This is a genomic window from Acetonema longum DSM 6540 (assembly GCF_000219125.1).
GTDB lineage: Bacteria > Bacillota > Negativicutes > Sporomusales > Acetonemataceae > Acetonema > Acetonema longum.
In genome coordinates this window covers 1-12,586 of record NZ_AFGF01000087.1, presented here as the reverse complement: position 1 = coordinate 12,586, position 12,586 = coordinate 1, and the positions used below count along the sequence as shown (strand labels likewise).

Below are 12,586 nucleotides of genomic sequence, written 5' to 3'. Positions count from 1 at the left end.
TGACATTTCACACCCAGGAAATAAGCCGGTTTTAGCCGGCTTTTTCTATGCGGTGAAAAAAACATAGTTTGGCGAGTTTAAAAATGAACCTGACTGGAATGTAAGGAGATGAGCGCACTAAAAGAGCGAGGCGCGCGACTCGCCGGAGAGATGCGCCAAAACAAAGAAACAAGGAGAGTGAATCAACTATGGCAGTATCTAAAGTTCCCCAATCCAGCCGGGTGGGGATCAGAGTCCAGACCGGCGTCAGCACCACCGGCGCCCCGGTGTACCGCGTCCGCAACCTGCAAAACGTGAAAGCCGCCGCCTTAGACGGGGACGTTTATGCCGTGGCCCAGGCCATGGCTGGGCTGCAGCAGCACGCAGTCGTTTCCATCAGCCGCGTGGACGAAGCCAATCTGATCAACGAATAAGGGACCTATGAAAACCCCAATAGCACGATTCATCTGGAAAGGAGGAATGCTCTATGAACAGAACGCTCGAAATGGTCTTCCGGGCTGCCAATGGCCGGGAAGTGACCATCAGTCTGGCCGATCCCCTGGAAAACCTGACTCTGGCCGATGTGACCACCGTTATGGAAGACATCATCGCCCGCAACATCTTCATCACCACCGGCGGCGAGCTCCGGGATATTGTGGACGCACGGATCCGGACCCGCGAAACCGTCTCTTTAGCCTAATCGGATAGTTCCGGCAGTAAAACACGAAATACGGCAGTAAAATAACAGCATCGATGCAAGGCGAACTCGCTGGGGCCCCAGTGGGTTCACCTTTTTCTGCATGAAACGGCCATTTAACTGTTCAATTTTGTGTTCAATTTTTCAACTTAGGGTGATGCGGTTATTGTTGGTAGAGCAGATTTATCGAATGGTGAAGATTGAGAGGGGGAACCGTATCATAATTAACGGCGAAAAGTGGTTGAAGTTCCTGCGAATTTTTTGAAAATTTGCAGGAACTCGAATGGTAATTTATTTAATTAATATGGATATGGAGTATATATATAACACGATTTCGAATTATATATTGGGGAAAATTTATTTTTGGGTATTAAGGGATATCTGGAGTATAGTTGTGATAATATAAACTCTACAGGAATTTTTAATTATTGAACGAATTAAACCTTGAGATAGACATATCCTTGGAGGTATAAAATTTGACTAACCTAGTATGTATAGATATTTTCGCTGGTGCAGGAGGTTTGGCACTAGGTTTTCATAAAGCTAATATTATGGGGCTTTTTGCTATTGAAAAAGATCCAATGGCTTTTGAGACTTTATCAGCTAATTTTTTAGAAGATAACGCTCCTTATCACAATTTTTCCCAATGGCCGGAATGGCTTCAAAAGAAAAGCTTTGACATAAATGAAATCTTAGGGAACTTAGTCTTACGCAGACATCTATTAGACTTGCAAGGAAAGATAGATATTGTATGTGGTGGACCGCCCTGTCAAGGATTTTCGGTTGGTGGTATGCGAGATGGTAACGATTCACGTAACAATTTACCTATTAAGTATTTAGAATTTGTATCACTAGTAAAACCACGTGTCATTATTTTTGAAAATGTTGATGGAATGGCAAGACCATTTTTATCTAAACCAAGCTCGTTCAAGGGGGCTTTTCTCGATTGGTTAGTTAACAAATTAGGTGAATTAGGATATGTAGCCGCATATAAAATTATAGACGCAAGTAAATTTGGTGTTCCTCAGATAAGAAAGCGTCTGATCATATTTGGCGTACAAAAAGAGCTCTTGGATGGGTCGAAGACTGTTAGTGAATTCTTTGATCTGATGGAAGAGTTAAGACCAGAATTTCTAAAAGAAAAGGGATTAAGCTTGGAACATCCCGTAACTGTTTTTGAAGCCCTTGAGGATTTGAATAATGCTAATAGAATACCGTGCCCTGACTCTTCCAAGTTTTTATCCACAACATACAAAACACCCCAATCCGTATTTTCAGCTTTAATGAGAACTGGTATACCTGACTTAACGGTACCTGATTCACATAGGTTTAGTTTTCATGGTAATAAGACCATTGAATTTTACAAAATGGTTCATGAAAAACAAATGTATGGAAGGCTACCCAAGTCTGTTTTGATTGAATATGGGACTAAAAAAGACAAAAAGGTTTTGCTTGACCCTGGGATGCCAGCATCTACTATTACTACACATCCTGATGAGTTTGTCCATTATAGTGAGCCACGTATTATAACCGTTCGAGAGATGGCAAGATTACAATCTTTCCCCGATAATTTTGTATTTAGAGGGCGCTACACTATTAATGGACCGCGACGTAGATTTGATGTCGCTCGGTGTTCCCAAGTAGGTAATGCTGTTCCCCCTATGCTAGCAGAAGCTATTGGGCGAACAGTTAAGAAATATTTAAATTTATTATCGAGGTGAGAAAAGTGTTATTGTTACCTCTGCTGGACCATGATTCGTCACGAGTAAAGCTTCCTGTAGAAAGGTGGCTCTCGACTTTTAAGAGTTTGCAGCATACTTTTTTATCAGAAGTTGGACAAATGGACATGGCAGGGGAACTATCTACTTATGTAGATATCTATAGTCCAGACATAACCCTGCAAGATAATACTCATAATAATTTTGGTAGTATATTTATCCGGATTTGGGCTATTGGAAGTCCTGCGAAAATTGTGTTTGGCATTTATTTAGGTGCGAAAGTATCTAAATCGCAAGAAGAGATACGACGTGGTGTTGGGTATGCACGGCGGCGCCTTAAGGATATTTTGAATGATATTGAAACAAAGGGATTTTCCTATCATCCCTGGACCGACAGGCAACTACCTTGGCTTAATACAGAAAAATCAAAAAGAGGAGTAGTACGTCAGCTTGACCAATATATATCCTTTAAATTAGTCGAAGAAACTAATGATACAGATGCTGCTATTCATAAAGATCTAAATACTTTAGTTTACGCACTAGACACTTCAATTGATAGCTTGGCTCCATTAGATATTTTTCAACAAGAACTAGTATTGAATTTTTTTCTTGGCAGGAATCCAGAAGAACGATTGACAACCAATTTTCAGGCAAAAAAGCCCGAAGAAGTTGAAGAAGCTGTTGATGCTTATGAAGAGGAACTTCTAGGCTTTGAATATGAAGAACAGATACCGGATACTGAAGAGTCTCCTGAAAAGCCTTTTGATGCGGATAAAATTCGCATTGAACAACGTATGTTATCTTTGAAATATATAAAAGAACTGTTGGATGTACATAAACTTGAGCTTTCTCCTGGTTTTCAGAGGAATAGGGTTTGGAAAGATAATCGACAAAAATCTTTGTTAATCGAATCTTTGATGCTCCGAATCCCTATCCCTGCTTTCTATTTTTACGAAGACGAGAATTCAAATCTTTACGTTATTGATGGTTTACAGCGGTTATCTACAATTCAAGACTATCTAGATAATAAATTTAGGTTGACAGGGTTGCAATACCTTGGTGAAGCGGTTAATAAAAAAATGTTTTCTGAACTCTCCGATAAATATGTGAGCAGAATATATCAAACTCAGCTAAACGTAAATATCATTGATGCTAGAACTCCATCTCAAGTTAAATACGACATATTTCGTCGTATAAACACCGGTGGAATATCTTTAAATGCACAAGAAGTACGTAATTCTATAGCAAAAACTAAAGTACGGCAACTATTAAAATCATTATCTACTTCAACTGAATTTTTTAAAGCAACAGGTGGTGGAGTAAATGATCTTAGAATGGGTGCACAAGAACTAGTGTTAAGGTTTATAGCCTTTTATAGAATATTTGATTTTTCAACTGGAGAAGTTAATTATTCAAGAGGTGACCTAGAACAACATTTGGATGAAACTTTTGATCTTCTAAATAAAGCAACTGATAGTGAATTACATATATATGAAAAGGCATTTTTAAAGGCTATGAATAGTGCATATGCGTTATTTGGTAACTATGCTTTCAGAAGCTGTCGCCCTAATGACTTAAGAGATGGGGCTAGAAGAAAATTACTTAATAAATCACTCTTCACTACATGGAGTGTGATCCTTGCGCATAGTAACTTGAGTGAAAATACTTTACTAGGTTTACGCAAAAAAACAGTACGGCTCTTGGCAAATGAAATCGAAATGAACGAAGCATACTCGAAAGCACTTTCGATTGGAACAAGTGCTACAAGTCAAGTTAAAACTAATTTTAGAATCGCGTTTAAGTTGCTGAAAGGGGTACTGGAGGATGATTAATAAACTTGTTATAAAAAACTTTAAATGTTTTGGTAATCAAGTGTTAGATTTTTCTCCCTTGACTGTTTTAGCTGGCGGTAACGGAGCGGGAAAATCTAGTGTAATTCAATCGTTGCTACTTTTAAAGAGGTCACAGGAAATCGCAAATCTGAATCTAACGAATATAGAATTGAATGGACCGTACTGTTTAGAGCTTGGACGAGCAAGCGCGGTAAAGTCTAGTTTTGATGGTTCGAATTTAGTTCGCTTAGGTATTGCTTCCAACGATGGTAGCGAACAATCATTCACATATAGAATTAATGAAGATCTTACCCCACTTACGTTAGAAATCATTGCCACAGAACGAAATAATGAAAAAAAATGGAACCATTTTCGATATTTAAATGCCGAAAGAATTGGTCCTAGAAAATCTCAATTGATGCAAGCTACGACGGATCTTGATGTAGGATACAAAGGGGAGTTTACCTATTTCGTACTTTCTCATGCTGATACATTAAATAGGGTTTTACCCCCGGAACTAATGAGTCAACCACATTCTGGACGGTTTTCTGCGCAAGTAGAGGCTTGGCTCCAGACCATTATTCCAAGAATAGAGTTGAAGTCAGAAGTCTTCCATGACATTAATGTAGCTACTATTAAATTTAGAAGTGGTGATTCTGGAACGGATTTCTATATGCCACCTGCTACAGGGTTTGGTATCACCTACGTTTTACCTATCGTCGTTGCTGGATTATTAGCCTCTACTGAACCAGGATGTATTTTTATTGTCGAAAATCCAGAAGCGCATCTTCATCCTTTTGGTCAGTCGTCTATTGGCAAGTTTCTTGCTTTACTTTCATTTTACAGTGAAACCCAAATTATTATAGAGACTCATAGTGAACACGTAATTAATGGTATTCGCTTACAAAGTGCTTTTTTAAATAACACAGATAATTTGATTATTAACTTTTTTTCCCATGAGGAAGGGGTGATCAATCCTAAAATTATTAATGTGAATAAGTATGGAGAATTATCTTCTTGGCCTAAAGGTTTTCTAGATCAGGAGAAAATAGATTTGCGCCAGCTTTTGGAGTTTAAGCGGAATGTATAAATTTAAATTAACTTATTTTCTTTGGGTAGATTCTTTCTCCCATTCGGCTAATTCTGGTCCAGAAGCCTTAGTTGATTGTGTTGCAAGGTTTCATGATGTGCTTGAATTATGTAGAAGGTTTGGTGAAATAATTGGAGTTCCTATGTCCTGGTATGAGAAGGAGATTATTGCCGGAGTCTCAATAGCTAACTGGCTTTTCTCCAATGAATATGAATGCGATGAAAGAAGGCTTGTTGAAGTAATAGCTAGGGAACTGACAACTATAGATGAAGATACCTATATAGAGGGTATTAATAGCTTAACAATTAATAATAATAATTCGCGTATTGGGATTATTGGTTTCTATCGCTACTTGCAACATAACTATATATATCCGTCTATAATCTTGGAAGTTAGGGACTGGTTTGCAGCACGAAGATATTACTTAGAATATTCGGATTCGTTAAATGATTTTATAGATGGTTTCGAGACATGTTTTCCTAAGTTGTATTTTAATCTGCACATATCAAGCACGATGAAGGTTTTTAGGCCGTTACGCCAATTTACCAATGAAATTATCAAACACTTGTCGGCACTTAATGACTACGGTCAATCTTTATTCACTCAATATGCCTCTTCAGGGCAAGTCATCGTTCTAAGCTATTTAGGTGCAACTTGTGGGATTGAGTGCTCGATTCAAGGTGATCCGGCATATGAAAAGGAAAATTTAACTTTTTCATTTATTAACGATAGGGGAATAAAAGAGGATATTGTATGCGCTCCACATACCAAATTATTTGCTAGCCATTCAAAATACCGTATTTATTTTAATTGGGGAGTTTCTAATATTAACCAAGGGAAAAAGATCTTGATTGGGCATATTGGAAAACATCGGTAGTTGTTCTGCGGCAAAACAAATCATCTGTCCTCACGTTTTAGAGGCAAATAATCGGATTGAATTTGTCGCTAACCCCGTCCCTTGTGACACCTTGTAAATACCGCGCTCCTTGTATACTGCTATTCTTATTTAATAATATCTTATATTCCTTCATAGGCAAATAGTATTAAAAATCAGACAATTGAATTCGTCCCGGAAGGTATATTTAAATGGTGGCTCAAAACTGAAGGGAACTGAGAAAACGGTAACTACCCTCGGATTCCTTTCAAGCCATATAGAAAGCGCTTTCTGGTTAAAACGGCAATAGGTACGAAATTTAATTTTAGAGGTGATATTATGTTACAAGCACTTGAATACAAAGATATTTTAGCCGATATCGAAGAAAATGATCTGTTGAATGATACCATAGGTATTTTACTGGCACGACCTAAATCCGATGCGGGTAGAAGCATCGTTGACAACCTTCCATATTATCACCACCGCTCTGGTAAAAATATCAATTTTTATTTGCCTGGATATGGAGCTTACTGGAATAATGCATACCCTGATGAAGAACATATTGTATCTATTGAGGGTACCATGTGGTCATTTAGCTATTCAATGTATGCCAAGTTTATTGAAGATTTAGAAAAGGAGTCCAGGTGGAAATATTCAGGTGAGAGTGAGCTTATACTATTGGATTACCACAACAAAAAGCTTGACTATTCTAAAATACTTGTATTTCATTTGGATGCGATGCTACAGGATAAAACAATAACTTCTGTTAACAGTTTTTTTGAAAAAGTCTTTAGATATTTTGCACAGAATTCAACTATAGAAAAGTTTCGTAATAGAGTGGGTTTTAAAACTTTAGGTCAAGTTACCCTAGACACTATTTTAGAAAAATTACCGTTTAACTTAGGAACCTTGTTTGTGAAAGCCAAGCATTATGTAATAATAGATGAAGCCAAGAGATGAGAGTAACAGTTGCGGACGTATTTATTTTGTCACTCTGTGAATTTCGTCGTTAGACAGGATGTGGAGAGCCGTATCCTGCGATACGTTTGAGCCTTGTAATATACTCAGCCATAATCCCATGCATATCGACTTTTTATTGAACCACTTCATGAATTGCAAAACGCCTTTCTCTCCTGAGTCAGTTACCCGACATAACTACTGATGTCTGCAAAGCAAGAACAAAATAAATAACCACCTAAATATCTGGCTCTCGTTATGCCAGAAATTCCAGGTGGTTTTATTATTCCTTGAAAACTGGGATCAGCCTGGCGAAATGCTTTTTAGATAACTCATGGAAATAACGTGTCTGGCCCCTCACTTCTTACCAATGCTGCCAGCATCTGTGCTAGGCATACTGTTTTTTCATCTGTAGCAGTTGCGCCAAAATCAGCGAAAGCCCTTTTCAGTTGGAACTTTGCCCAGGTGCGCTGCTCTTGGTCATTGGTGTCCATCACATGCTTGATAAGATCGACCATTTCTTTAAGATCGGGGTCAAAAACAGCCTCGGCTTTTTGAGGTTTGTCGTCTATGGGAGATATTCCTTTTAAGAGCCATTCTAAAGAGCCGCCATAATAATTCGATACTTGAAATAAGTATTCTAGGCTTGGTTTCTTACCATGCTCACAGTCTCTTACATAGCCGTACTTATAGCCAATGGGCTCTCCAAAAGCTGTCTGCGATAATGAGCCACGGACTTTTTTTTAGCGTATGCCTATTTCTTTGTAATTTGGTTCTGATTGATTAGAGTTTTCCATAGTTCTCCCTCTTGTATCCTATAGACGATATTTTGATTGACTTTAGCGTCTATGGACTATAGGTGTCTAGGGGACGGGGTTGTTGACAGCAATATAATGCACATTTTGACTTCAATTACGGTGAAACCCAAACAGCAAGGAGTAAACAATTTTGACTGTCGTCTTGCTGTTTGGGTTTCACTTTTTTATATCGGGTTTTTAGTTTTGATATCATTGCGCCAAAAGGTGGTCGTCCCGGTTCCCTGCCGACATTCCTAAACGTGTCAACTTTCTTGTCAATAACCCCGTCCCCCCGACACCCTTCTAAGTATTGGAGTTCTTTCAGCAGTAGAGTAAAATAATTAGAAGAAGATATCTAAGGCTTTATGCCAAGAGGATTATCATAGATATGCTCGTAAAATAAGAGCCATAATCAGAAGCGGCACATAAACTTTTGGGCGTGCCAATTTAATTGAAGGGAGTACGGGTATGGAAGCACGAGACCAGATGAACAATCATATGGTGAAAAAACTATTGGTTGCTATGTTGCTCGTTTTAGGAGTAATTGCAATTCATTTCAGTCAAGGCGCCTGGGCGGCGGATGAGACTTCTCTAACCGAGCAGAAAAACGAGAATTTTCAAGTTGACCGTTCAGATCCGGGCTTCAGAGGGAATCAAGGAGAAATGAACGAGGCAGCATACAGAGAGTTTAAAAGAGCGGACGATAAATTAAATGCAATCTATGCGCAGATATTTGTCAAATATAAAAATAACAAATTGTTTTTGGACAAACTCACCAGTGCAGAAATAGCTTGGATTAAGTTTAGAGATGCTCATCTTGAATCTATCTATCCGGAAAAAGATACAACCATGCATTACGGAAGCGTCTATCCTATGGTTTACTATATTGGAAAGGCTAACTTGACTTGGGATAGAGTAAAACAATTAAACCAGTGGCTGATTGACTATCCAGAGGGGACGCTCGGGTTAGGCAGCCGGGGGCAGATAAACGCCGATACGGCAAAAAGCAGTGAAAAAACTGATCCGAATGGTCCAATGTTAGTGCAATTTGGGTCAAATGTTGCATCTTTTGTTCCCAATGGCTGGAAACTAATTAAGCAGGCATCGGGAGATTTAAATGAGGATGGTCTGGATGACATTGCCGGTGTGATAGAATATGACGCTCCTTATCGCAGGGGTTTGGAAGAAGCGCCGCCGCGTATTTTGTTTATCGCACTGAAAGAGAAAAATGGATATCGTTTATCCATTCAAAAAAATAAGTTTATTCTCAAGGCGGATGAGGGCGGAGTTTGGGGTGATCCGTTTCATAGCATATCAGTTGACCGTGGGTCATGTTTAATTACATTTTACGGCGGGAGCAATTATCGATGGGCATACGATCTTAGATTTAGATATCAAAATGAGGGATGGTATTTAATAGGGTTTACCGCAGAAAATTGGTATACAGGAACTGGAAACGGAGAAAAAGAAGATTATAATTTGCTTACTGGTGTTGAGATTATTTCAACGGTTGAAAAGAATGCTATAGTGCACGAAGAAGCTGTCAACAGAGGCAAAAAGGTGATCAACTTAAAAGATATTTCTGAGCCTTTTGATGTTGTAAAGAAGTGAAGCGGCCGTGAAAGTAGGATGTCGAGGACGGGGTTATTGACAACTCATCGCCTTAGAAGTGAATAATCGCATCGAAGTTGTCAACACCCCCGTCCCCTGACACCACATTGATAAACACATTACAAGACGCTCGTAGGGATGCTGAACCGCTGCGCGGCTCCACACCCCACAGCTTTATCGTTACGCAAAAGTTAGAGAAAGAGTGTCGGGGATATTAATATTTTATTTGGCTTTCCCCAGAATGAATTCTGCCTATAAGGAATCCGCTTCCTGTGCCTAAGAGCTTGTTATCATAATCACTTTCTTTTCCAAACATTGCATTCCTGTTTTAGTCGATTTCTTCAGGACGCATTATTGAACTCAGAAATTGCTATGATAAAAGTGACCCTCTCGGCATATCCGAAGTCTTAACCTGGATGTCGACAACCCCGTCCCCTGACACCATATTAGCTTATTCCCCCATATGGTTTAACAATAACTCTTGAAATTTGTTTATATGCAGATTTGTCTTATCTAATCCTGCCTGCAATACACTTCCGATGGTGGAGGCGGCCGACGGCAGCCTGTCCGGCGTGACTCTGTGATCGACAAGGACCTGGAGGAAGCTAAGATACGGAAAGACGAAGTTTTGTTGATGGATGCGGCCATGGTCGATATTGACCAGACCTAAAGGAGCGTTACATGAACGGTCGGGAAAGCAAGTGGTCTGCATCTTTTTATGATGAGGCCGGTTTGACTATAACGCGACGCACGGTCCCGTTCTCTTGGCACCTCCGGTCATCGCCTTCATATGGGTTTATTTAGTTTAGGAAGCGTTGAAGGGGGGATTCTTGTTTTAACTTCTTCAATGAACATCTTTTTTGTTTTTTGAAATATCTGCTCGATTCCTGAACTGTCGAACCAAACCAGCCTAGAAAAATACTCGGTATTTGCCTTTAGTTGAGCATAAGTTTTTAACAGAGTGTTTTTCGGCAAATCACTAATTTGGACGTGTCCGTTTACTAGATCAGAAAGTATAACAAAGCATATGATTTCTTCACCGTTGACACTCATTGCGTGAGTCATTTCTCTAAAATTCTCTATTTCATCAGTTTCATCTTCAGAGAAAATATTAGTCATATTGCGATTCATCCCATCTTTTTAAAGGTGTGTGTCAACTCTAGATAATTTTCTCTTCCGATTGAGAACCATCTGGATTGTCGGTTATAAAACTGTGCAATTGTGGCACTAAGATGCCATCAATGCGAACGAAACGAATAATTTCCCAAACTACAGGATCGTTTTTTACCTTGACCGAAGTGATAATTAGCTCCAGTACCTTTTCGCTCCTAATATAATCGATTCGTTCAACGATACTGTTTTGTTGATTATTCCAATAGTATTCGGTTATACTTATTTGTTTGTCTGCTTCTTGTATTGTAATCTTCGTACTAATTACTTTGTTTACACACTTTTGTAAATTTTTTAGATAATCAATTGCATGATTATAAACTGGTATAGAATCAATTTCTAGTATCTCATTTTGATCTAAATAATTGAGATCAAAATAGTCCTCTGGAGTTAATTCAATTGCTTTCCAGTCTAGATCACCTTCTTCCTGAAACTGGATTATAATATCAATCATTTCTTAATTTGCCTCCGTTCTCCTAAATCTCTACCTGCAAATATTTTTTTATCTACTTTAAAAATCCATCCCTCAAAACATGTGCACGTCCCAGATACATCTCGAAGGGCTGTCTCAACTGTTATCTTCTTTATTATGTATAGAGAATTCCTTCAGAATCAATTGTATTGTACACACCAATTAAACGCGACATACCCGGAAGACTATCCTCTTTATATCCTGATTCTTTTAACCCTGATATGACATGGAAGAGAACCTTTTTCCATTCTGATGTAAATGACCATTTTGATACCATAATAGGACCTTGGGAGTTTAATAATTGTTCAGTATGTCCCAAAACCGATTCCCACTTAGAGTCTATAACCAGACTATCATCTTCCCATCTCATGTTCCATACATTAGCAAAGGTGTTCGATGGCCAATGTAATGATATTTCACCAGACGGGTTATTTCTTAGCTTTTCAAGAATATCCAAAATATCATCTATCATAGAACTAATATCATACCTATAGCATAATGGGATATATATGGCTTTCCAAACCATAATAGCTTTTTCGGTCATCATCGGAAATACTGTTTCGATAGCAGTTGACAGGGTTATAATCTTCTACATCAAATATTCCTGTGTATCTGGGACAACTTGCCTGTATCCAAAAATCCATTATTATTTACCTCTCAGCCCCACGTTTTTTTGTTTCTGCATCATTCTTTTCTTCGATAAATACTCGTTTATTCTTAACCATCACTGAGATTTGTTTATAAAATGGTGGTATAAGTGCTCTATAGAAATATGCTTATGTAAAAACAAAGACTGTCGGCAGTTCATTTGCCGACAGTCTTTGTATAAAGCATCTTACTTAATAGCACAAACTTGCTCTTGTATCTTATTCCTTGGCCGCATTAGCGGCGATATTCAAGACATCCTTAAAGATGGGAAAAGGGCGGTGCGTAAGAGAGATCCAGCATTCCTAGTTCTACGGTCATGCCGTTCCATACCGCTGTAGCCAGAACATTGGCCCGAAGATGTCGGGGGACGGGGTTGTTGACAACTCATCGCCTTAGAAGTAAATCATCACATCAAAGTTGTCAGTACCCCCGTCCCCCGACACCGCACAAACAACATCCATTCATAATGTAAACATCTCCAGAACTCGTTTTATTTCAATAACGATTTATATTTTGCGATCAATAATATATAGAACTACAGCGACACATAAAATAGATGCAATAAAACCCAAAGCAAAAAGAATAGTTAACTTAATGTAATTAGGCCCCTTAAATACTTTTTCTCCCATTTTATCTTTAACCAGGGCCTCCAAAGCCGATATTTCTTCCGCATTGAGAAACCTTTTGGGAATGATAAAAGCAGAAGCCTTTGATGTCAATAGAAAGAATGCGTCTTTGTTT

12 protein-coding genes are annotated in these 12,586 nt (G+C 38.7%); 8 read left to right on the top strand and 4 right to left on the bottom strand.

Annotated elements, in window-relative coordinates; all coding sequences use genetic code 11:
• Positions 1-188 precede the first annotated feature (188 nt).
• The 8 genes from ALO_RS10585 to ALO_RS20860 all read left to right on the top strand — a co-directional run bounded on the left by ALO_RS10585 (position 189) and on the right by ALO_RS20860 (position 9,555).
• Positions 189-413 carry a DUF1659 domain-containing protein gene (locus ALO_RS10585; RefSeq protein WP_004573370.1) on the top strand — a complete coding sequence of 75 codons (225 nt, stop codon included), beginning with the start codon at positions 189-191 and terminating at the stop codon, positions 411-413.
• Positions 414-466: 53 nt separating this feature from the next.
• The gene (locus ALO_RS10580) at positions 467-679 is read left to right on the top strand and encodes a DUF2922 domain-containing protein (protein WP_004573369.1); all 213 of its coding nucleotides are present in this window, start codon (positions 467-469) and stop codon (positions 677-679) included.
• A 473-nt stretch (positions 680-1,152) separates the two neighbouring features.
• Positions 1,153-2,397 (top strand): DNA cytosine methyltransferase, encoded by a 1,245-nt coding sequence (locus ALO_RS10575; RefSeq protein WP_004573368.1) that lies wholly within the window; start codon positions 1,153-1,155, stop codon positions 2,395-2,397.
• Positions 2,398-2,402: 5 nt separating this feature from the next.
• Positions 2,403-4,226: a DUF262 domain-containing protein gene (locus ALO_RS10570; RefSeq protein ID WP_139025376.1), complete on the top strand. Its 1,824-nt coding sequence runs from the start codon at positions 2,403-2,405 to the stop codon at positions 4,224-4,226.
• Positions 4,219-5,316, top strand: coding sequence for an AAA family ATPase (locus tag ALO_RS10565; RefSeq protein WP_004573366.1), 1,098 nt, complete (start codon positions 4,219-4,221; stop codon positions 5,314-5,316). Before ALO_RS10570 ends, ALO_RS10565 begins: the two co-directional genes overlap by 8 nt.
• Positions 5,309-6,193, top strand: coding sequence for a hypothetical protein (locus ALO_RS10560; RefSeq protein ID WP_004573365.1), 885 nt, complete (start codon positions 5,309-5,311; stop codon positions 6,191-6,193). Before ALO_RS10565 ends, ALO_RS10560 begins: the two co-directional genes overlap by 8 nt.
• Before the next feature lie 336 nt (positions 6,194-6,529).
• Positions 6,530-7,150 (top strand): hypothetical protein, encoded by a 621-nt coding sequence (locus ALO_RS10555; RefSeq protein ID WP_004573364.1) that lies wholly within the window; start codon positions 6,530-6,532, stop codon positions 7,148-7,150.
• Positions 7,151-8,412: 1,262 nt separating this feature from the next.
• Positions 8,413-9,555, top strand: coding sequence for a lysozyme inhibitor LprI family protein (locus ALO_RS20860; protein WP_004095550.1), 1,143 nt, complete (start codon positions 8,413-8,415; stop codon positions 9,553-9,555).
• 786 nt (positions 9,556-10,341) lie between these two features.
• Here the strand turns inward: ALO_RS20860 and ALO_RS10540 are convergent.
• From ALO_RS10540 to ALO_RS10525, 4 genes are all read right to left on the bottom strand, one after another.
• A complete protein-coding gene (locus ALO_RS10540) occupies positions 10,342-10,674 on the bottom strand; it encodes a hypothetical protein (protein ID WP_004095549.1) in 333 nt (110 codons plus the stop codon).
• Between the two features lie 40 nt (positions 10,675-10,714).
• Positions 10,715-11,179 (bottom strand): hypothetical protein, encoded by a 465-nt coding sequence (locus ALO_RS10535; RefSeq protein ID WP_004095548.1) that lies wholly within the window; start codon positions 11,177-11,179, stop codon positions 10,715-10,717.
• A 133-nt stretch (positions 11,180-11,312) separates the two neighbouring features.
• Positions 11,313-11,744: a hypothetical protein gene (locus tag ALO_RS10530; protein ID WP_004095543.1), complete on the bottom strand. Its 432-nt coding sequence runs from the start codon at positions 11,742-11,744 to the stop codon at positions 11,313-11,315.
• 607 nt (positions 11,745-12,351) lie between these two features.
• A partial coding sequence (locus ALO_RS10525; RefSeq protein WP_004095542.1) for a YcxB family protein occupies positions 12,352-12,586 on the bottom strand: 235 nt, incomplete at its 5' end.